Below are 21,090 nucleotides of genomic sequence, written 5' to 3' on the forward strand. Positions count from 1 at the left end.
GTCCAGATCAAGGTGTAGGGCGAGGCGCCAAGGCGCGACGCCCGCCGTACAGCTAGCTCTTATGCGTGGGCGTAGGGATCACGCCGTGCTTCGACGTGTCCTCGTCCGGCGACTCCTTTTCCACCTCGGCGCGAGCCTGTTCCCAGTATTCGTCCGGCGTGCCCCGTGGATCGGTAGCCTGCTCCCACAGGTAATACGCGCGGGTGCGAATCCTTTCTTCACGGCTTACCGGTTCGAGTTCCTGATACTGCTCCTGCTGCTGGTCCATGCTGGCCTCCTGGTGGGGTGTGTGACTCGGGTTCAGCAAGCCCTGTACCTGGCGCAGGCCTCAAGCCGCCTTGTCGGCGTCGTCCGTGGTCAGTTGCTGCTCGAGCCCGTCCAGCACCCGTTGAGTGGCGCGGCTCGGGGCATCGAGTGCGAACAGCAGCAGCGAGCGGCCGGTCACCTGGTAGGACTCGCCGGCCGAATAGGCCGGTAATTCATCGCGCACCGGCATGTTGGTATCGAGCAGCAAGGTCCATTTATCGCCTTCGGGGATGTCCGGCAGCGTGAAGTTCACCAGATCGTGGTGCGCGTTGAGGACCAGCAGCAAGGTCGCATCCGAGGCCGGACGGCGGATGCCGCTCGCCTGCGCGCGGCCGTCGATCACGAGGCCGAAGCAGCGCATCGCCGCATCGTCCCATTGCTCCTGCGAGAGATCCTCGCCGGTCGGCGACAGCCAGCGCGTATCGGTCACCTCCAGTTCCGCGTTGTATTCGCCGGTCAAAAAGCGTCCGCGTCGCAACACCGGCAAGCGATGCCGCAGTGTGGTGAGGTTCTTGACGAACTCGGTGAGCGCGCGCCCTTCGTCGTCGATGGCTTCCCAGTCGAGCCAGCTGATCTCGTTGTCCTGACAATAGGCGTTGTTGTTGCCCCGCTGGGTACGGCCGAATTCGTCGCCGGCGAGGATCATCGGCGTGCCTTGCGAGAGCAGCAACGTGGCGAGCAGATTGCGCTTCTGACGCTCGCGCTGCTGGCGGATGTCCGCGTCGTCGGTCGGACCTTCGACGCCGAAATTCCACGACTTGTTGTCGGAGTGGCCGTCGTTGTTGTCCTCGCCATTGGCCTCGTTGTGCTTGTCGTTGTACGACACCAGGTCGTGGGTCGTGAAGCCGTCGTGGGCGGCGACGAAATTCACGCTCGCCCATGGACGCCGGCCGCGCCGGTCGAATTTGTCGCCGGAGCCGGTGAGGCGTTTGGCGAGATCCGGCACCATGCCCTCGTCGCCCTTCCAGAACGCCCGGGTCGTGTCGCGAAAGCGGTCGTTCCACTCGGCCCAGCCGGGCGGAAAACCGCCCACCTGATAACCGCCGGGACCGCAGTCCCACGGTTCGGCCACGAGGCGCACGCTCGAGAGCACCGGATCCTGCCGGCAACTGTCGAGGAACCCGCCGCCCTCGTCGAAGCCGTGCGTTTCGCGGCCAAGAATGGTGGCGAGATCGAAGCGGAAACCGTCGACCTTCATTTCGCTCACCCAGTAGCGCAGGCTGTCGGTCACCATCTGCAGCACGCGCGGATGCGAGAGGTTCAGCGTGTTGCCCGTGCCCGTGTCGTTGATGTAATAGCGCGGCTCGTCCGGCATCAGACGATAGTACGAAGCGTTGTCGATACCCTTGAACGACAGCGTCGGTCCGCGTTCGTTGCCCTCGGCGGTGTGGTTGTAGACCACGTCGAGAATCACTTCGAGATTGGCGTTGTGAAAGCGGTCGACCATCGCCTTGAACTCTTCCACCGATGCATTGGCCCCCGCGAAAAAACGCGGATCCGCGGCGAAGAAACCGATCGTGTTGTAGCCCCAGTAGTTCGTCAGACCTTTGTCGAGCAGGTAGCTGTCGTTGACGAACATCTGGATCGGCAGCAGTTCGACGGTGGTGACGCCCAGCCCCTTGATGTAGTCGATCACCGGCTGCTGGCCGAGACCGGCGAAGGTGCCGCGCAGGTTGTCGGGCACCTCGGGATGGCGCATGGTGAAGCCGCGCACATGGGTCTCGTAGAAAATCACCCGCTCCCATGGCAGCGCGTTGCGCTCGGGATGACTCCACGAGAAGTTCGCGTCGACCACCTTGCACTTCGGCACGAAGGGGGCGCTGTCGCGTTCGTCGAAGGACAGATCGCCGTCCTCGTGATCCAGCGTGTAGCCGAAGATTTCCGGCGCCCACTTGAGTTCGCCGATATGCGCTTTCGCATACGGGTCGAGCAGCAGCTTGTTCGGATTGAAGCGATGCCCTTCCTCGGGCGCATAAGGTCCATGGACGCGATAGCCGTAGATCGCCCCCGGCTTCAGATCCGGCACGAACACATGCCAGACCTCATCGGTATATTCGGGCAGTTCGATGCGCTCGATTTCCTCGTTGCCGGTGGCGTCGAACAGGCACAGTTCGACCTTGGTGGCATGCGCCGAAAACAGCGCGAAATTGACGCCGACGCCGTTCCACGTCGCGCCCAGCGGGAAAGGACCGCCCTCGGCGATGCGGGCGGCGTAGCGCGCGTGAGAAGCTAGGGGGGCCTCGCGTGACATGGTTTTTCCTTGGACGGTCGAATGGGTTTGCACCGGAAAGCGGTGCGAGAGGCTTGGAGAAGCAAGTTGCGGTCCCGACGCTGGACTGACGTCGACCACCCGCACACGGCGACGCGCTCCCCGCAGTGGATGCAACGTATTCCTCAGACCAGGCATACGCCCTGCTACCCCGCCTGCGATGCCATTTTCACCACGCGGCCCGCTCCGCTCTCTCACCCCATGACGATCAAAGCCTCGCTTCTCGCGGCCCTCTGCACAGCCTGCCTGACTTCAGCCTGCGTGCATCTCGGCCCCACTCATCTGAAAGCCGACCAGGTGGACTACGCGAGAGCACTGGGCGATGCGAAGAAACGCGAGATTCTCGCGGCGATCGTCGGGCTGCGCTACGGCGACGCGCCGGCCTTCCTCTCGGTGAGTTCGATCATCGCGGCCTACCAGTTCGATGCAACGGCCGGCGCGACCGGCAATCTCGGCTCCGGCAGCGAACCGAACTACGCGCTCGCGACCGGCAGCGTGTCCTATTCGAACCACCCCACCTTCACGTTCACGCCGACCACCGGCGAAGCCTTCGCCTCCGCGTATATCCGGCCGCTCGCGCCCGAACTGGTGTTGCCGCTTGCCGAAGGCGGCGTCCCGATCGACCTGTTGTTGCGCATCACCGCGCAATCGATCGGCGGCCTGCAGAACGGCAGCGCGCTCGGCGGCGACAATGCCGCCGGCGCGCCGGGTTTCTTCGAACTGCTGCAGGCGCTCAGACGCCTGCAGATGGCGGGCGAGATGAATGTGGAATCGCGTCAGGAGAACGGCAAGAGCAGCGTCTATCTGGCGATGGGCGCGGCCACCAGCGGCGTGTCGCCGCAAATCGTCGCGGATCTCGCCCGCGTGCGCCAACTGCTGAATCTCGCGCCGAATACGCGCACCTATCAGATCGTCTATGGACCGTCGTCGCAAGCGGGAGACCGGATTCCGATGGTGACCCGCTCGGTGCTCGGCATCCTGACCGATCTCGGCGCGCAGGTGCAGGTGCCGCAGGAACAGATCGACAGCGGCTCGACCAAGCCGACGGTGGGCCTGATCGGCGGCGAAACGCGGCCCACCATCATCGTGCATTCGGGTATCAAGCCGCCTGCCGATGCCTATGTGCTGATCGACTATGGCGCCGCGGCCTATTGGGTCGAGCGCAACGACTTCGATTCGAAATACGCCTTCACGGTCGTGCAAAACCTGATGGCGCTGGCTGAGGCCGATACCAGCAGCAAGGCGCCGGTCGTGACGATTCCGGCGAACTAGCGACGCACAGCCAAAGCCGCACGCAAAAAAATTCAGGCGGCCCGCAACGGCGCCGCCTGACTGTCTTCGCCGCTATCGCCCGGCGCTACTTCTTCTGCACGCGCGCAATCTGCTGCTTGGCTGCGTCGTAGACATGCTCCGGCGTAAAGCCGAACTTGCGCTTCAGTTCGCTCAACGGCGCGGACGCACCGAACGTATGCATCACCACTTTCGCGCCGAGACGCCCCACGTAGCGGTCCCAACCGAGTTCCGCGGCCTGTTCGACGCAGACCCGCGCATCTACGTCGGGCGGCAGCACGGCATCCTTGTAGGCCTCGTCCTGGGCCTCGAAGATGTCCCATGCCGGCATCGACACCACGCGTGCGGCAATGCCCTCGCTCTTCAGCTTCTCATAGACGTCCACGCAAATCGACACTTCGCTGCCGGTGGCGAGCAGCAGCACCTGCGGCGTCTTGCCGTCGGCCGCATCGGCCAGTACGTAGGCGCCTTTGCGCACCCCTGCGGCCGAGCCGTACTTGCTGCGGTCGAAGGTGGGCAGCGGCTGGCGCGTGAGCACGATGCACGACGGATGACGCGGCCTCGACAAGGCGACACGCCACGTCTCCACCACCTCGTTGGCGTCCGCGGGACGCAGCACGGTCAGCCCCGGCACGCCACGCAGCGAGGCCAGTTGTTCGATCGGCTGGTGGGTCGGGCCGTCCTCGCCGACGCCGATCGAATCGTGCGTGAACACGTAGATGGCGGGCACTTCCATGATGGCCGACAAGCGGATCGGCGGCTTCATGTAGTCGCTGAAAATCAGGAACGTCGAACCGTAGGGACGCAGATTCGACAGCGCCAGCCCATTCACCACCGCGCCCATCGCATGCTCGCGAATGCCGAAGTGCAGATTGCGGCCGCCGTAGCTCTCGTGCTCGAAACTGCCCGCGTCTTCGAACTTCAGATTGGTCTTGGTGGAGGGCGACAGATCGGCCGAGCCGCCGAGCAGCCAGGGCACGCGCTGGGCAATCGCGTTCAACACCTTGCCCGACGAGTCGCGCGAGGCGACACCCTTGGCGTCCGCCTCGAAGGTCGGCAGGTCCGCGTCCCAGCCGTCCGGCAGTTCATGCGCTTCGATCCGGGCGAACTCGCGTGCGAGGTCAGGATGCTTTTGCCGGTAGGCGTCGAGCTTCGCCAGCCAGTCGTTGCGCGCGGCTTTGCCGCGTGCGCCGATGCCGTCGGCAAAGCGTGCCATCACGCCGTCCGGGACGTAGAACTTCTTGTCTTCGGGCCAGCCGTAAAAGCGCTTGGCGGCGGCGATTTCTTCATCGCCGAGCGGCTCGCCGTGCGCCGCCGAAGTGTCCTGCTTCTTCGGCGCGCCCCAGCCGATGATGCTGTTCACCACGATCAGCGTCGGCTTGTCGGTCACGCTTTTCGCTTCGGTGAAGGCCGCTTCCAGCGCGGCGCCGTCGTTCGCATCCCTGACATGGATGGTGTGCCAATGGTAGCCGTGAAACCGCGCTTCCACATCGTCGCTATAGGCGAGGTCCGTGTGCCCTTCGATCGTCACGCGATTGCTGTCGTAGATCCACGTGAGGTTCGACAACTCCAGATGGCCGGCCAGCGAGGCCGCTTCGTGCGAGATACCTTCCATCATGTCGCCGTCGCCGCACAGCGCATAGACGCGGTAATCGAACAGCGGCGCATCCGGCTGATTGAATCGCGCCTCGTACCAGCGCGCCGCCATCGCCATGCCGACGCTGTTGCCGAGCCCCTGGCCAAGCGGCCCGGTGGTAGTTTCGACGCCGGTCGTCATGCGGTATTCGGGGTGCCCCGGGGTCTTGCTGTCGAGCTGGCGGAACTGCTTGATGTCGTCCAGCGATACGGCAGGTCCGGCGGTCGGCTTGCCGTGCTCGTCGACGGCCTTCACGCCGGCCAGATGCAGGAGCGAATACAGCAGCATCGACGCATGCCCCACCGACAGCACGAAGCGGTCGCGATTGGGCCACAGCGGCTCGTCGGGGTCGTAGCGCAGATGGTTCTGCCACAGATGATAGGCAACCGGGGCCAGCGCCATCGGCGTGCCGGGGTGGCCCGAATTCGCCTTTTGCACGGCATCCATCGAAAGCGTACGGATCGTGTCGATACACAGCTTATCGAGGGAAGGATTGTTTTGCATGGGAAGCTCCTGTTCGACGGGTGGCAGCGTTCGTCGTGACACGCCGCGATTGAACATGCTTGCGGAAACGGTTCGCGAAGGGCGGTCCGTTTGTGACCTGGTGTGACCTGGTGACCGGATATGACTGATGCGGACGGCCGGTTGCGAACGACCGGTTTGGACGATCCGTGCGGCCGACCGTCCGATCATGCGCCGTTACGCGGCAATAGCCAACTGGTTGGCGTGCAATGACTTGCCATGTGGGACGCAACAATGCCCGCGAGCCCCGGCTTTCAAAGCTTGCGGCCGGCCTGCCGAGGCGCACCGCGCCTGCATGGCGGCCCGCTCCACCTCGCTGTACACGGTGGAGTCCGGAGGTTTGCTGCAGCTTCCTCAACCCCGCATAAAACGCGCCTGCCCCGCGAGCGCCGCGGTTGCGGCAAAATCCCCCTGCGCCTTGTAAAAAAGAACACGCCATCAAGGCTCCGGCGCAGCCCGGTCCGCCGCGACAATCGCCCGGCCGTACTCCACTGCGGCGTGGCGAGCTTGGTCCGCGCTATCGTAAGGACCGATCTGCGGCGCACCCTCGAACGGAAACAGAATCCGCCGGTCGGCTTTGCGGATGACCTTTAGTCCACCTATATATCGGCCGTCGCCGGTGCTGTGGTAACTCGCGAAGATCTCGAATTCGTCATCGGCCACGTCGGCTTTGTGTCGCGCCATTCTGCTCGCTTCCCTGGGTTGAGGCTCTCTTCGCGGCGTCCGGTTGCGCCTGGCGTACGCTCGGCGGGCCGCTTCGCGCGTAGGAGCGTTTCACGAGCGGCGAGCAACCCGCGTTCCTGGGCAAGCGGAGGCTCTGCGGCAGTCTCAACCCACCGCGCCCACGACGATGCGCGCCGCTGCCGCAACCACGTCGTCGCGCGCCTTGGCATCCTGCCCGGGCTGCGTGTGATAAATGCCGAGGATGAGCGGCGGCCGCGACGGCGGCCAGATGACGGCGAGGTCGTTGGCCGTGCCGTAGTCGCCGGTGCCGGTCTTGTCGCCCATGGTCCAGCCGGCAGGCAGCGCGGCGCCGATCCGCTTCGAGCCCATCTGGTTGCCGCGCAGCCAGTCCAGTAACTGCGTGCGCTGTGCGATCGGCAAGGTATCGCCGAGCGTCAGGGTATGCAGGCTGCGCACCATCGAAGCGGGCGTTGCGGTATCGCGTGGATCGCCGGGTACCGCGTCGTTCAGCGACGTCTCCAGACGGTCGAGACGGAATACGTCATTGCCGATCAAGCGTGCATACGCCGTGACGGCATCCGTGCCGCCGAGCAGCTTGATCAGCAGATTGGCGGCCGTGTTGTCGCTGTGCTGGATCGCCGCGGCGCAGAGTTCGGCGACGGTCATGCCGTCGCCGATGTGTTCGGCGGTCACCGCCGAGTAATGCACCACGTCGCTTTGCGCGTAGTGAATGCGTTGCTGCATGAACCCGGCGGCCTGCGTGCTGCGGGCGAGGATCGCGCCGCTCAGGATCACCTTGAAGGTGCTGCAAAACGGGAAGCGCTCGTCGGCGCGGTGGCCGATCCATGTACCGTTGGCCGTATTCAGCGCCGACACGCCGAGGCGTCCGCCGGCGGTCTGTTCGAGCTTCGCGAGCTGGCCTTCGGCAGAACGCGCCTCTGACGTATCGGCAGCGCGTGCTTTGAAAGCGAGCGCGAAGGGAAGCGTCGCGGCGAACCGCAACAACGAACGGCGGTTTTCGAAAGAGGTCATCGGTCTCATCTCGTCGTGAGGAACGGCTGAAGGGCCTGAAGGGCCGGACGACTGAACGCAGGCGTCCCGGGGAGACGCGACTATCGTCCCTTTGCGAGCCCATGACAAACGAGGATAATTTGGCTCAGGGTAAAGAAAATCTATTGGCTAACCTCCTATGCGTCCTCATCTCCCCCTCAATGCCTTGCGTGCCTTCGAGTCGTCGGCGCGTCATCTGAGCTTTACGCGCGCGGCGCTCGAACTGAGCGTGACGCAGGCCGCCGTCAGCCAGCAGGTTCGCATGCTCGAAGAGCGGCTGGGCACCGCCCTCTTCAAGCGGCTGCCGCGCGGCCTCGGCATTACCGACGAAGGCCGCGCGCTGCTGCCCGTCCTCAGCGACGCATTCGGGCGCATCGAAAACGTCCTCAAGCAATTCGAAGGCGGCCATTTTCATGAGGTGCTGACGGTCGGCGTCGTCGGGACGTTTGCGGTCGGCTGGCTGATGCCGCGCCTCAAATCGTTCCGCGAGGCGCATCCGTTCGTCGAACTGCGGCTCTTGACCCATAACAATCTGGTGGATCCGGCCGCGGAAGGGCTGGACTTCGCCATTCGTTTCGGCGAGGGCACCTGGCCCGCCACCCACAACGAATTGTTGCTCGATGCGCCGCTCTCGGTGCTGTGCGCGCCGGAGATCGCCAGGCAACTCGCCGGGCCCGCGGATCTCGCAAGGCAGACCTTATTGCGCTCGTATCGCGCCGACGAATGGAACCTCTGGCTCGCCGCCGCCGGACTCGAACCGTGGACCGTCAATGGCCCGGTGTTCGACTCGTCGCGCCTGATGGTGGAAGCCGCCGTGCAAGGCGCCGGCGTGGCGCTGGCGCCGCCGCGCATGTTCGTGCGAGAACTGCAGGCCGGCATGCTGGTGTGCCCATTCGACAGCCAGGTAAGCACGGGCAGTTACTGGCTCACGCGGCTGAAATCGCGGCAGATGGCGCCGGCCATGGCGCTGTTCCGCAACTGGATTCTCGCGGAAGCGGGCGGCATGCCGCTTGCTGCGGAAGAGCGATCCGCGGGAGTCCGGGCGTTCACCTGAACCACGCCCGCGCCGGTCCTCATACTCATGTCCGAATCCGGCCAGACCCCGGGCGGTTCTTCCTCTAGAGTCCAGGCATCCCCTCGACCTGAAGAAGTGTCCACCGCCCGCCATGAACTTTCTCGAACTCGTTCTGCTCGCCGCCATCTGGGGCGCATCGTTTCTCTTCATGCGGATTGCAGCGCCTGAATTCGGTCCGATTCCGCTGATGGCGCTGCGGGTCGGCATCGCCATGCTGGTGATGCTGCCGGTGCTGCGTTCGCCTGCCGCGCGGCAGCAGTTGCGCACGCATCGATGGCCGCTGTTCGTCGTCGGCGTGACGAATTCGGCCGTGCCCTTCTGTTTGCTGGCTTATGCCGCGCTCTCGGTGAACGCCGGGATGGACTCGGTCCTCAATGCAACCACACCGTTGTGGGCCGCGCTGATTGCCGCAGCCGGTTTTCAGGTCGCGCTCGGCCGCCAGCAGATATTCGGTCTGCTAACCGGTTTTGCTGGCGTGGTGGTGCTGGTGTGGGATTCGCTGGGCGCGGGTTCGGCGGGCGTGCCGCTCGCGATCGCGGCCGCCCTGCTCGCGGCGCTCTTTTACGGCTTCGCCGTCAACTACTCGAAACGCCGTCTGGCCGGCGTGAAGCCGCAGGTCGTTGCGTTCGGCAGCCAGTGTTTCGCCGCGTTGGTGTTGTGGCCGCTCGCGGCGACCTGCTGGCCGCGCCACGCTATCGGTGCGTCGATATGGGCCTGTGTCGTCGCGCTCGGGGTGCTCTGCACCGCAGTCGCTTATCTGCTGTTCTTCAGGTTGATCGAGCGCGCCGGTTCCACCTATGCCGCGTCCGTGACGTTTCTGATTCCGGTTTTCGGCGTGGTGTGGGGCGCGGCCTTGCTTGGCGAAACGGTCACGCCGTCGATGCTCGCCGGTTGTCTGATCGTGTTGGTGGGCACCGTGATCGCGAGCGGCAGATTCAGTGGAATGAGGATACGCGGCGCGTGAAGCGGGCACGCTCTTTCGCACTCCGCACAAACGGCTAACGGCAAGCCAATCGAACAGGCATCGTGACGAGGCGGCACCCTCGCGCCACGCCCCTCGCCGTATCGCCTAAAATCACGCCATCGCCATCCCATCACCGGCCACCTTGAACGCGGCCGTCAGTTCGCTCAACTGCTGCGCCTGGTCCGCCAGCGAACTCGCGGTCGCCGCACTCTCTTCGACCAGCGCCGCGTTGTGCTGCGTGACCTCGTCCATCTGCGTCACGGCAAGGCTCACCTGCTTGATGCCTTCGCTCTGCTCCTGCGAGGCGGCCGCAATCTCGCCGACGATCCGCGCCACCCGCGCAATCGCCGCTTCGACCTCCTGCATCGTGCCGCCCGTCTCGTTGACGAGCCCCGCGCCGTTCTCGACGCGCGAGGTCGATTCCACGATCAGCGCGCCGATTTCCTTGGCCGCGGCCGCGGACCGCTGCGCGAGGCTGCGCACTTCGCCCGCCACCACCGCGAAGCCACGGCCCTCTTCCCCGGCGCGGGCCGCTTCGACCGCCGCGTTCAAGGCGAGGATGTTGGTCTGGAATGCGATCGCTTCGATGGCCGTGATGATGCCGGTCATCTTCGACGAGCCCGCGTGAATCGCCCGCATCGTCTCGACCATGCTGCCGACCGAATCGCGTCCACGCGCCGCCATCTCCGAAGCGCGCAAGGCCAGTTCGCTCGCATGACGGGCGTTTTCCGCGTTCAGTTGCACGGTGGCGGTGAGTTGCTCCATCGCCGACGCGGTTTCTTCCAGCGAGGCGGCCTGCTCTTCCGTGCGTTGCGACAGATCGAGATTGCCGGCGGCGATCTGCTGGGTCGACGAAGCGATCGAATGCGAGCCGGCCCGCACCGTCGTCACCGTGGCGCCGAGTTTCGCCTGCATGGCGGCGAGGCCGCGCAACAGGGTCGCCATTTCGTCGTTGGAACGGATCGGCACGTGGGTGGTGAGTTCGCCTCGCGCGATGGCGTCGAACTGGCGCAGCGCGTCGTGCAACGGCGACATGATGGCGCGGCGCAAGGTGCGCCAACTGATGAAGGCCACCGTCAGGCCCACTGCAAGGCTGGCGAGGCACGCCGCCAGCAGCGTATGAAAGCGCGCGGCCGAGCGCTCGTTCGCTTCCTCGGCCTGCTGGTTCAGATACTGTTCGAGCGCGCCCTGGCTCGTGTTCATCGCGGTGTAGAGGCCGATCAGATGATTGGCGCGCGTCTCGTCCATCCAGCTCGTGTCGCCGCTGCGGATCGCGCCGATCAGCTTGTCGATGGCGTCGCGCCGCACGGCGGTGCGCTTCGCATCGAGATCGTCGGTGAGCTGTTGCAGTGGCGGCGTCTTCGGCAGATCGCGGAAGGTGTTCCACCACTTGTCCGAATCGGCGAGCAGCGTGCTCGCGCGGTCGAGTTGCGCGTTCAGTTGCGGCGAATGCGGGTTGCTCATCGCCCAGTCGAGCCCGAAGCGGGCCCGCGACATCGCCGTGCCCGACTTGCCGAGCGCCACCACCGAAGCGAAATGCACCGCATACGCGTCGCGCTGCGCGGCGTTGCTTTGCGCCATACCGACGATGCCGAGCACACCCGTGCCGATCAGCAGCGCGCCCAGAAACGCGATGGTGATCGCGATCCGCAGGTTGATGGTCAGATGCTTGGTCATCATGGTCGGTGGTCTTCCCCGGCTCTGGACGCGCGGCCTCCGCGTACGTCCAGGCGGCATCGTCGCCGCTTGTTTTGGTCGTTTTGTTCCTTATATGGAACAATGTATCGTATTTGGAAAGTATAACGACTCGCCGGGCGCTGCAAAAACAATTTTGAGAATGTGTGGCGTGCGTTTGACGGCGCCGCAAGCGTCAGAACGCGCTGCGATACGCATACAGCCCCGGCAAGCCGCCCGTCATGACGAACAGCACGCGTTGGCCGGTGCGATACACGCCGGTTTCGAGGGCGTGCAAGAGGCCGGCAAACGCCTTACCGCCGTACACGGGGTCGAGCAGGAGGCCTTCGGTCGAAGCCAGCAGACGGACTGCGTGAAGCATGCCGTCGGTGGGGATGCCATAGCCTTCGCCGAGGTGGCCGCCGTCGACGACGACCGCTTCACTGGCGATGCTGAGCGCCGGGTCGATCAGCCGGACGGTCTGATTGGCCTTGTCGAGCGTCGCGGCACGCGCGGCCCCGGCCTCGCCGTAGACCCCGTACCCGACGATCGGGGGCGTGGCCCGGCCGAGCGCGGCCATCCCCGCGACCAGTCCCGCATGCATGCCGCCGCTGCCGTTCGGTCCGACGATGGCGTCGAACGACACGTCCAACGCGTCCGCTTGCGCGACGATCTCCGCGGCGCAATTCGCATAGCCGAGACAGCCCACCGGACTCGATCCGCCTAACGGGCAGACATACACATTGCGGCCTTGCGCGCGCAACTCAGCGGCGCGTGCTTCGGCGAACGCCAATGCATTGGCGCTGCCCGGCAGATCGTGCACATGGGCGCCGAACAGGCTATCGAGCAGGATGTTGCCGTTCTCCAGGTAATCGGCGTCATGCCGCGGCACGAGGCGCGTCAACACCAGTTCGCACTGCAGGCCGGCGCGCGCCGCGGCGGCGGCCGTCAGCCGCGCGTGATTCGACTGACGTGCGCCCACGGTGATGATCGTATCGGCGCCGCGCGCCAGCGCCTCGCCGACCAGGAATTCGAGCTTGCGCAGCTTGTTGCCGCCACCGCCGAGGCCGTTCAGGTCGTCGCGTTTGACGAACACATCGGCGCCGCCGAGCTGTTTCGAGAGACGCGCGAGATGCTGGATGGGCGTGGGTCCTTCGAGCAGGGAGAAGCGGGGAAAGCGGTCAAGCTGAAGAGTGGGAGCGGTCGACATCGTGGGGATCCGTGTGGAAAAAACGTGGCGCAAAACATCATAGTCGAGACTCCCGCCATACGCGCAGGCGGGCGGCGAGCCGGCCATTTTTGCCGCGGCGGTGAAACCCTGCCCGCGTCGGTCTGTCGAACTGGCCGTTCGGCATGGCAGGCGCCCGGAGAGGCGCTCAAGCCGTTTGCGAATCGTAAGCACACGCCTGTCGAAACAACCACGGGCGTGCATGGATAACATTCACCGCTACGGGAGCTGGAATCGCCATGGGCCAAATCATTGAGAAACGCTATTTTCTGGGCACGGTGCGGGTCGTCTGTCTGACTCTGCTCGTCGCTGCACTGGCGGTGATCGCCATCGACGTCGCCGAAATCTCGGTCGACGCGCGCAGCGCCCCGGTGTCGCTCGATCCCGGCGTCGCCGCCACCGACGTACTCGCCCGCATTCCCGGCGCCGAAAACGCCAACGACCTCCTGTCGAGCCAGCCCGACTCCGGTGTGCAGGTGCCCAACGCCGCCGGCTTCGTGATTCCGCCAGCGTTGCAGGCCGCCTTGCTGAGCGACGATGCCAGCCAGCCGGTCCTCAACAGTTGGCTCGGCAATGTGCCGGTGGCCGCCCGCCAGGGGTTTCTCGACGAACTGTCGACGGTGGTGGCGCGCGCCACGCAGCATGCCGCGTCATGGGAATGGGATAACCGCCAGCGTTATGTGGCCGCCGCGATGACCGAATACGCGCGCCTGAAGCTCAACCGTATCGGCGCAGCGCAAAACGAAGAAGCGAGTCTCGCCGGGCGCGACCAGCGTTATCTGATCTCTGCGGCCGCGCTGGTGGCGTTGATCGGCGTCCTGACGTTGCTGTTGATCCTGCTGGCCATCGAGCGCAATACCCGGCCGCGGGTGGCAACCGCCGGCACATGATGCGCGGCCACTACGCGCACTTCAGCTACGACGCGCATTCTTCGCGCCTTATGCACCTTGCGCGCCTGGTGCACCGTGCGCGCCACTAACCCTACTCCCCGATCCACGACCCGCGCAGGTCGCTATCGTGCAAGAGCTGCAGCAGCGTGCCCGCCGGCCGGCTGAGCCGTTTTGCGGCCAGCGCGATGAACTCCACATCCGGCAAGGTGGGCAGGCTGGCATTGTTGACGGGCGGCGCCAGCCCGCGCGCGGTCAGATAGTGCGGTCGCACGGTGATGCCGAGACCGCCGCGCGCCGCCGCAATGCAGCCCGAGTGGCTGCTGCTCGTGCACACCACCTGCCAGCTAAAGCCCGCCTCGGCGAGCGCATCGAGCACCACTGCGCGCGTCACGCTGGGCTCGGCCACGAGGATCAGCGGCAGCGGCTGGCTCATGTCCACCAGCGTGCCGGTACGGGCCAGCCACTCCAGCCGCCCGGTGAATAGCGGCACGCCGCGCCGGTCGCCCAGCCGCCGCTTGCCGACCAGCAGGTCGATCGAACCCGCGTCCAGCAGCTCATAGAGCCTGCCCGTCATGCCGATGGTGATTTCCAGCTCCACATCCGGATGCGCGTTGCGAAACGCCGCGAGCACGGTGGGCAGCGGACCGAGCGCAATGTCGTCCGAGGATCCGAGGCGCACGCGGCCCTTCAGGCGCGGCGCGCGAAACTGCGATTCCGCCCGCGAGAGGGCCTGCAGGATCACGCTGGCATGCGCGAGCATGGCCTCGCCGTCAGGCGTCATGGCCAGCGAATGGGTGTCGCGCACCAACAGCCGCCGGCCGATTTCCTGTTCCAGACGGCGAATGTGCTCGCTCACGCTGGACTGCGTGAGGCCGAGTTGCCGCCCCGCTTCCGTGAAGCTGTGACAGGCGGCCACGGCGGCGAAAGTCTTGAGCCAGATGGGATTGAGCATGCGGCATTGTTATCGGCAATAGCGATAACAGTCAATGTCCTTAGTGGGGTTCCCGATTGATGCATATGTCAATATCATGGCGACATACCCCACTATTGCGTCGCATCGGCCCTCATTGCCGGGGGCGCGCCGCTCGCCCAAAAGTTCACATGAGTAAGGATTCAAGCCAGACTGCGTTGCTCTGGATCGTCGCTGCCGGCTTTTTCATGCAGTCGCTCGACACCACGATCGTCAACACCGCGCTGCCCTCCATCGCCCACAGCCTGCACGAAAAGCCGCTGGCCATGCAGCCGGTGATCGTCGCCTACACGCTGACCATGGCGATGCTGACGCCCGCCTCCGGCTGGCTCGCCGACCGCTTCGGCACGCGCCGGGTCTATTTCGCCGCCATCCTGATCTTCGTGCTCGGCTCGCTCTGCTGCTCGAGCGCCCATACGCTGGGACAACTGGTGATGGCGCGGGTGCTGCAAGGCGTCGGCGGTTCGATGCTGTTGCCGATTGGACGCCTTGCCGTGTTACGCAGCGTGACTGGCGAGCAATATGTGTCGGCGCTCGCGTTCATTTCGGTCGCGGGCCAGGTGGGGCCGATTGTCGGACCGACGCTCGGCGGCTGGTTCGTCGAGGCCATTTCCTGGCATTGGATTTTCCTGATCAACGTGCCCATCGGGGCAGTCGGCCTGTTCGCGGTGAATCGCTATCTGCCGCGCAGTACGTCATCCGCCGCGCCGCCCTTCGATTTCGCCGGCTGCGCCCTGCTCTCGCTGTGCATGATCGCGTTCTCGCTGGCGGTGGAAACGCCGGTGCAAACGCACCGCGCCGCCTGGGCCACCGGTCTGTTCGTGCTCGGTCTGGTTGCCGCGCTCGCCTATGTGCCGTATGCGAAGCGCCGCGCCAATCCGCTGTTCAAGCTCAAACTGTTTAGCGAACCTAACTTCAGCGTCGGCCTGATCGGCAATCTGGTGTGCCGCATCGGTTCGAGTGCGGTGCCCTTCCTGCTGCCGCTTCTGATGCAACTGGAACTCGGCTATACGCCGCTGCATTCCGGCATGATGATGCTGCCCGCCGCACTGGCCGGCACCGTCGCCAAGCGCTGGATCGCGCCGCTCATCCGGCGTTACGGTTACGACACTTTCCTGCTGGTGAATACCGTGATCGTCGGCTCGGCGATCGTTGCGTTCGCACTGATCTCGCGCGGCACGCCGCTCGTCGTCGAAATCGCGGTGCTGGCCGTGTTCGGCGCGGCCAACTCGATGCAGTTCGCGGCGATGAACAGCGTCACGCTGAAGGGCCTCTCGCACGAAGACGCGGGCAGCGGCAATAGCCTGTTTTCGATGGTGCAGATGCTGGCGATGGGGCTCGGCGTATCGATCGGCGGCGGGCTGGTGAACCTGTTCTCCGCGCAGCTCGGCTCGCCCGCCATGGGCTTCCGCTTGAGCTTCGTGTGCGTCGGAGTGATCACGCTGGTGTCGGCGCTGGTGTTCCGGCGGCTCGAAGACGCAGCCGTTGTGCCCGCAACGGTCGGTCGCGCGGCGCCCAGCGCGGGGCGTTGATCTAGCCGGCCGCCGCGTTCGCTCCCGAACGCGTGCGCTCGACGGTGCGCGTTCCCGGCATGCGCGCGAGGATCTGAACGGTCGCGAACGCGAGTATCAATCCGCCGAAGACATCCACCAGATAGTGCCCGCCTTGCGTCGGCGTGGAGATCACCATCGCCACGTCGAGCGCCGCAATGATCGGGAACAGGACACGGACGCGCCTCACCGAGTACACGAAAAACACGCCCAGTGCGGTGTGAAACGACGGGAACGAAACGAGTCCCTGAATCTTCGTCAGATCGAACTGCCGCAGTGTGCCGTTACGCAGCCGCTCGAAGTCCGACACGGTCGCCAGCAGCTTCGGATCCGCGACGTTGAAGTGCACATAGGCGCTCGTCGCCGGGAACGGCGTGGACACCAGCAACAGCAGGATGCTCGACAGGATCAGCAGCATGACGAAGTCCGCGAGCGCCTCGTCGCGGCCAAGCAGGCCCAGGATTGCCGGAATGCCGATCAACTGCCAGCCGCCGCTGTCATAAGCGAACGACAGCACGCGCTGCACAGCGGCGTGCTCGCGGGTCCAACGATAAACGCCGAGCCAGTCGAAGCCGAGCGCCTGATCGAAACGGATCAGGCTTGCGTCGATCACCGGCGCATTGACGGTGACGCACAGATAAGACAGGACGCCCGCCACCGCCATAAAGCACAGCAACAACACCAGCCACACCAGCATGCGCGCCGCCTCGGGGTAGCGAAACTTTTGCGTCGCGAGGCGGTAGCGCGGGATCTTCGCGAAGCCGGCGAGACCTGCGGCGACGCCTAGCAGCATGCCGATGGTTTTCGCCGCTGTGACGAGACTGCTCTCCTGCACCGAATAGCCGCCCACGTGGAGCCAGACGAGGTCGATCGCGAGCAGCACGCTCAGCATCGCCGAGCACAGCGCATAGCGCTTCCAGAGCAATGCCGGGGAGCGTGCGCTGCGCTCGTCAGGGACAAGAGGTTTCGACAGGGTCTCGAGCATCTCTATCGTTTTACGTTGGAATCGCGATATTGTTTTCGTTCGAAGCCGGCCGTTGCCGCGCGGTTGGCTCACGGCAGCGCGCTGCGCTTGACGGCGAGCTGACCGCGAGCGGCTTGTGCCAGGGCAAGCATACTTTACAACGGCAAGCGGGTGGGAAGCTTGAGACGAGGCCGACGCGCCGCATGACACGCGGTGTGTGGCGAGCGAGCGCCAGTGCTATTGCTGGTGAAAGCGAATGACCGGATGCCGGCGCGATGCCGGCATCCGCCGGTCGATCAACGAATATGATCGCCGAACAGCCCCAGCAGGCCAATGATGATCAGATAAAGCGCCACGATGTAGTTAAGCAGGCGCGGCACGACGAGGATCAGAATGCCGGCGATCAGCGCCGCGAGCGGGCCCACGTTCGTCACGATATGCATGTTTTGTTCTCCAGGATCGAAAGCGGAAAAGGCCGCGCGGCGGCGGGCCGGCGAACCGGCTCGTCCCGCCGCAGATGCAGCGCATCCGTTCGCGCAGCGGCGAACGTTGCCTCTGTGTCAGCAATCCGCGTGCCTGCTCCCTGGTGCCGGCGCAATCGTGCCGCACCCAGACTCAATCCGGCAGACGAACGCCCGAAAGCCGCTCGCAGGCGTCGAGCAAACGTTCCTGCACCGACGCGTCATGCACGACCGGATGCGGCTCGCGCGGCTTCATGTGATAGAAATACTCGCCGCTCACTTTCGCCGCGGGTTCGTCGCTCACGGCGAGCCACACCTGGGTTTTCGGTGCGGCGTCCAGATCGTCGGGCGCTTCGGCTCCGCCCATCTTGGTGGCCACCCAGCCTGGTTCGAGCGCAGTCGACAGCACCTGCGGCCAGCGGCGCGCCACCGCGAATGCGAGCAGGGCGTCGTGCAGCTTCGAATCCGAGTAGGCCTGGGTGCCTTGCCACGGGCGCTTCTCCCAGGTGAGGTCCTGCAGCGTGGCGTCGCCCTGCCGGTGCAGCCCGGAACTCAGATAAACCAGCCGCTGGGGCTTGTCGATCAACGCGGTGAGGAGGTATGGCGCGAGCGTATTGACGGCGAACACATGCGCCAAGCCGTCGACGGTTGCGATGCGGCGCGGCTCGCGGTAGCCCACCGCTGCGTTGTGAATGACGGCGTCGAAGCGGCCGAATCGGTTGACCTGATCGGCAAGCGCGACCGTTTGCGCGATGCTCGACAGATCGCCGTGCAGCGCCTCCTTTGCGCCCGGCGCGGCTTTTAGCGCAGCCTGCGCGCGGGTTTCGTTGCGGCCGTGCAGCACGACTTCGTGTCCGGCGTCGATCAGCAAACGGGCTGCCATCTGGCCGAGGCCGTCCGCGGAGCCGGTAATGAAAATGCGTGACATGATGCCTTCCTTGACGAATCGAACGGATGAAGAGGAATTCTGCGCCTGCGTTGAACCGAACCGTGAGGCGCAACGACGTCCAGCTTAGCGGCCGGCGCACCGTTGAGCGAGAGCCGGCGGATCATCTCGGCCATGACAGCCTGTCATGAACCAGGTATTGCAAATGCCGCTGCGGCAAGGCATTTCGCGTTAGCATCACCCCCACCCCATCCATGACACAGGAGCATGACCATGCCATTCGACGAACGCATACTGAACGGCATGGGCGTCCTCACGGCGATCGTCGACAGCGGCAGTTTCGCCGCCGCGGGCAATGCGCTCGACATGTCGCAGTCCGGCGTGAGCCGCTCGATCGCTCGCCTCGAAGCGCGGCTCGGCATCCGTCTGTTCGATCGCACGACGCGCTCGGTCACGCTCACCGACGAAGGCCGGCGTTTCTACGAACAGATCGTGCCGCTGCTGGGCGGACTCGAGGAAGCGGCGGCCTCGGCGGCACACGGCGCCACAGCGGTCCGCGGGCGGCTGCGCGTGACCATCGATCCGTTCTTCTCGCGCCTCGTGCTTGGACCGCGCCTCGGCGCCTTCATGGACCTGCATCCCGATCTGCAACTCGAACTGGTGACGCGCGACGCGCTCGGCGATATGGTCGCCGACGGCTTCGATCTGGCAATCCGTTTCGGCGAGCCGCGCGCCTCCACGCTGATCGCACGCAAGTTGCTCGACACCCGCATCCTGACTGTCGCCGCGCCGTCGTATCTGAAGAAATACGGGCATCCGGTCGCGCCTGCCGACCTCGAAAGCGGCCGCCACGTCTGCATCAAGTTTCGCGACCCGGAAACGGGTTCGCCCTTTACCTGGGAGTTTCACCGCGGACGCAAACGCGTGGTGATCACGCCGCCGGGCCGGCTGACCGTCAACGACGTCGGCACCCTGCACAGCGCCTGCACGGCGGGTCAAGGGATCGCGCAGATTCTCGGCCTCGGCGCCGAGGCGCTGCTCGCCCAGGGCAAGGTCAAGGAACTGTTCCCCGACTGGGGCGACGAGCGCTATCCGCTGTACGCGCTGTACCCGTCACGGCATCACCCGCCCGCCAAGGTGCGGGCGTTCTTCGAATTCATCGTGTCGCTGACCGGAGCCACTGCATAAGCGCCGCCCATCTGCTAACCTGACCGTTCCACGACTACAGCGTCCCAAGGCGCGACTCTCATGCCTAATCGGCTTTATGCGCGGCTTTATGCGCCGCTTCATACCCGGCTTGTTGCACGGCCCGGCGCGCGGCGTACTCCACAGCCCGCCGCGCTCAGGCTCACCACCCGTGCGGCACTGGCCGCGCTGCTTTCGCTGCCTTGCCTCGCCTTCGCGCAAGTGCAGGCCGTCACGAATCAGCCCGTCAACCTGATGGCCGGACCCGGCGACGACTATCCCGTGGTCACCGGTCTCGCGCCCAATCAGCCGGTCGAGGTGATGGGCTGCGTCAGCGGCTACGAATGGTGCGACGTCGCGCTCGACGACCTGCGCGGCTGGGTCTACGGCGGCGCACTCACCTATGCGTACGAAGGCAACTACGTGCCGCTGCTCAGTTACGGCGCGGTGATCGGCTTGCCGGTCGTCGTGTTCTCGATCGACTCCTACTGGGACAACTATTATCACGGCAGGCCGTGGTACGGCGACCGCGACCGCTGGCGCCACGGCGGGCCGCCGGGCTATCCGGGCGGGCATCCCAATCAGCCTCCGCCGTACCAGGGGCATCCGTATGGCGCGCCGGGCCAGCCGCACCCGAACCAGGGCGCGCCCTATCCGCCGCCAATGCAAGGGCAAGGACAGCCGGTCTATCGCCCCAACGCCGGACCGGTGCCTGTGCCGCACGGCGGACCCGCGCCGCAACAGGCGCCGCAACAGGCGCCGCAGCAGCAATACGGCGGCCGACCGCCGGCCCAGCCGCAGCCGCGTCCGCAACCTCAGCCCCAGGCCCAGCCACAGGGGCGCGGGCAGCCCAATGAGGGACGCCGGGAACCGCCGCAGTCGCAGTAACGTCGCAGCGCGATGCCCAACGCTGCCCCCCAACGATCTCATGGCACGGAGCCCACCTTGACCGACGAACTCAATCCCTCCCAAACGCCCGCCCCGGCCGACCTCGATCCTGACCTGCAGGCCGTCGCGCAAGAAGTGTTCGATCTCGCGCGGCGCGGCGATGCAGCCACACTGGCGGCAGTCATCAAAAAAGGCGTGCCGCCCAACCTGCGCAATGAGAAAGGCGACAGCCTGCTGATGCTGGCGAGCTATCACGGCCATGCCGAGGCCGTGCGCACGCTCGCCGAGCTCGGCGCCGATGCGAACCTGCGCAACGACAACGGCCAGAGCCCGATTGCCGGCGCGGCGTTCAAGGGCTTCAAGGAAGTGGTCGAAACACTGCTGGCTGCGGGCGCGGATGTCGAAGGGGCCTCGCCCGATGGCCGTACCGCGTTGATGATTGCCGCGATGTTCAACCGTACGGAGATTGTCGACCTGCTGATCGCCCATGGCGCCAATCCGCAGGCGCGCGACGCGTCAGGCGTCACGCCGCTCGATGCCGCCAACCGCATGGGCGCGCCCGATACGCCGGCGCAACTCGCCAAGGCGCGTTCCTGAT

Annotated in this window: 19 protein-coding genes; 8 read left to right on the top strand and 11 right to left on the bottom strand. The window is 65.5% G+C overall.

The window, feature by feature from the left end; all coding sequences use genetic code 11:
- Nucleotides 1-52: 52 nt before the first annotated feature.
- Nucleotides 53-268 carry a DUF2934 domain-containing protein gene (locus P3T42_RS01985; RefSeq protein ID WP_074298940.1) on the bottom strand — a complete coding sequence of 72 codons (216 nt, stop codon included), beginning with the start codon at nucleotides 266-268 and terminating at the stop codon, nucleotides 53-55.
- Between the two features lie 60 nt (nucleotides 269-328).
- Nucleotides 329-2,557, bottom strand: a complete 2,229-nt coding sequence (glgX, locus tag P3T42_RS01990) for a glycogen debranching protein GlgX (RefSeq protein ID WP_429305026.1) — start codon at nucleotides 2,555-2,557, stop codon at nucleotides 329-331.
- 219 nt (nucleotides 2,558-2,776) lie between these two features.
- On the opposite strand from glgX, the gene P3T42_RS01995 reads away from it, so the two are divergent.
- A complete protein-coding gene (locus tag P3T42_RS01995; RefSeq protein WP_429305027.1) occupies nucleotides 2,777-3,847 on the top strand; it encodes a hypothetical protein in 1,071 nt (356 codons plus the stop codon).
- An 85-nt stretch (nucleotides 3,848-3,932) separates the two neighbouring features.
- Here the strand turns inward: P3T42_RS01995 and tkt are convergent, their stop codons facing one another.
- The 3 genes from tkt to bla form a co-directional block, all read right to left on the bottom strand.
- Complete coding sequence (gene tkt / locus P3T42_RS02000; protein ID WP_429305028.1) at nucleotides 3,933-6,005, bottom strand: transketolase; 2,073 nt, start codon at nucleotides 6,003-6,005, stop codon at nucleotides 3,933-3,935.
- 456 nt (nucleotides 6,006-6,461) lie between these two features.
- Complete coding sequence (locus tag P3T42_RS02005) at nucleotides 6,462-6,707, bottom strand: DUF6723 family protein (protein WP_429305029.1); 246 nt, start codon at nucleotides 6,705-6,707, stop codon at nucleotides 6,462-6,464.
- A 144-nt stretch (nucleotides 6,708-6,851) separates the two neighbouring features.
- Nucleotides 6,852-7,739 (bottom strand): class A beta-lactamase, encoded by an 888-nt coding sequence (gene bla / locus P3T42_RS02010; RefSeq protein WP_429305030.1) that lies wholly within the window; start codon nucleotides 7,737-7,739, stop codon nucleotides 6,852-6,854.
- 157 nt (nucleotides 7,740-7,896) lie between these two features.
- On the opposite strand from bla, the gene P3T42_RS02015 reads away from it, so the two are divergent.
- Both P3T42_RS02015 and P3T42_RS02020 read left to right on the top strand, forming a co-directional pair.
- On the top strand, nucleotides 7,897-8,811 hold the full coding sequence (locus P3T42_RS02015) for a LysR substrate-binding domain-containing protein (protein ID WP_429305031.1): 915 nt from the start codon (nucleotides 7,897-7,899) through the stop codon (nucleotides 8,809-8,811).
- 112 nt (nucleotides 8,812-8,923) lie between these two features.
- Nucleotides 8,924-9,796 (top strand): DMT family transporter, encoded by an 873-nt coding sequence (locus P3T42_RS02020; RefSeq protein WP_429305032.1) that lies wholly within the window; start codon nucleotides 8,924-8,926, stop codon nucleotides 9,794-9,796.
- A 111-nt stretch (nucleotides 9,797-9,907) separates the two neighbouring features.
- Here P3T42_RS02020 and P3T42_RS02025 read toward each other — a convergent pair whose 3' ends face one another.
- Together P3T42_RS02025 and P3T42_RS02030 are read right to left on the bottom strand one after the other, a co-directional pair.
- Entirely contained in the window at nucleotides 9,908-11,473 is a 1,566-nt protein-coding gene (locus tag P3T42_RS02025; protein ID WP_429305252.1) for a methyl-accepting chemotaxis protein, read from the bottom strand.
- Nucleotides 11,474-11,666: 193 nt separating this feature from the next.
- Nucleotides 11,667-12,680: a D-cysteine desulfhydrase family protein gene (locus tag P3T42_RS02030; protein ID WP_429305033.1), complete on the bottom strand. Its 1,014-nt coding sequence runs from the start codon at nucleotides 12,678-12,680 to the stop codon at nucleotides 11,667-11,669.
- A 257-nt stretch (nucleotides 12,681-12,937) separates the two neighbouring features.
- Between P3T42_RS02030 and P3T42_RS02035 the strand changes: the two genes are divergently transcribed.
- A complete protein-coding gene (locus P3T42_RS02035; protein ID WP_429305034.1) occupies nucleotides 12,938-13,588 on the top strand; it encodes a hypothetical protein in 651 nt (216 codons plus the stop codon).
- Nucleotides 13,589-13,679: 91 nt separating this feature from the next.
- On the opposite strand, the gene P3T42_RS02040 is transcribed toward P3T42_RS02035, so the two are convergent.
- Nucleotides 13,680-14,540 (bottom strand): LysR family transcriptional regulator, encoded by an 861-nt coding sequence (locus P3T42_RS02040; protein ID WP_074298923.1) that lies wholly within the window; start codon nucleotides 14,538-14,540, stop codon nucleotides 13,680-13,682.
- 65 nt (nucleotides 14,541-14,605) lie between these two features.
- On the opposite strand from P3T42_RS02040, the gene mdtD reads away from it, so the two are divergent.
- Nucleotides 14,606-16,090, top strand: coding sequence for a multidrug transporter subunit MdtD (gene mdtD, locus P3T42_RS02045; protein WP_429305035.1), 1,485 nt, complete (start codon nucleotides 14,606-14,608; stop codon nucleotides 16,088-16,090).
- A 1-nt stretch (nucleotide 16,091) separates the two neighbouring features.
- Here mdtD and P3T42_RS02050 read toward each other — a convergent pair whose 3' ends face one another.
- From P3T42_RS02050 to P3T42_RS02060, 3 genes are all read right to left on the bottom strand, one after another.
- Complete coding sequence (locus P3T42_RS02050; RefSeq protein ID WP_429305036.1) at nucleotides 16,092-17,093, bottom strand: phosphatase PAP2 family protein; 1,002 nt, start codon at nucleotides 17,091-17,093, stop codon at nucleotides 16,092-16,094.
- A 275-nt stretch (nucleotides 17,094-17,368) separates the two neighbouring features.
- Nucleotides 17,369-17,515: a DUF3096 domain-containing protein gene (locus P3T42_RS02055; RefSeq protein WP_074264617.1), complete on the bottom strand. Its 147-nt coding sequence runs from the start codon at nucleotides 17,513-17,515 to the stop codon at nucleotides 17,369-17,371.
- A 172-nt stretch (nucleotides 17,516-17,687) separates the two neighbouring features.
- The gene (locus tag P3T42_RS02060) at nucleotides 17,688-18,461 is read right to left on the bottom strand and encodes an SDR family NAD(P)-dependent oxidoreductase (protein ID WP_429305037.1); all 774 of its coding nucleotides are present in this window, start codon (nucleotides 18,459-18,461) and stop codon (nucleotides 17,688-17,690) included.
- Between the two features lie 231 nt (nucleotides 18,462-18,692).
- On the opposite strand from P3T42_RS02060, the gene P3T42_RS02065 reads away from it, so the two are divergent.
- The 3 genes from P3T42_RS02065 to P3T42_RS02075 are packed head-to-tail and all read left to right on the top strand — an operon-like array spanning nucleotide 18,693 to nucleotide 21,089.
- On the top strand, nucleotides 18,693-19,607 hold the full coding sequence (locus P3T42_RS02065) for a LysR family transcriptional regulator (RefSeq protein ID WP_429305038.1): 915 nt from the start codon (nucleotides 18,693-18,695) through the stop codon (nucleotides 19,605-19,607).
- A 60-nt stretch (nucleotides 19,608-19,667) separates the two neighbouring features.
- A complete protein-coding gene (locus P3T42_RS02070; RefSeq protein ID WP_429305039.1) occupies nucleotides 19,668-20,492 on the top strand; it encodes an SH3 domain-containing protein in 825 nt (274 codons plus the stop codon).
- A gap of 57 nt (nucleotides 20,493-20,549) precedes the next feature.
- Entirely contained in the window at nucleotides 20,550-21,089 is a 540-nt protein-coding gene (locus P3T42_RS02075) for an ankyrin repeat domain-containing protein (protein WP_074298913.1), read from the top strand.
- The last annotated feature ends 1 nt before the right edge of the window (nucleotide 21,090 follow it).

Origin of the sequence: Paraburkholderia sp. GAS38 (assembly GCF_050434965.1) — a bacterium.
GTDB classification, from domain to species: domain Bacteria; phylum Pseudomonadota; class Gammaproteobacteria; order Burkholderiales; family Burkholderiaceae; genus Paraburkholderia; species Paraburkholderia phenazinium_A.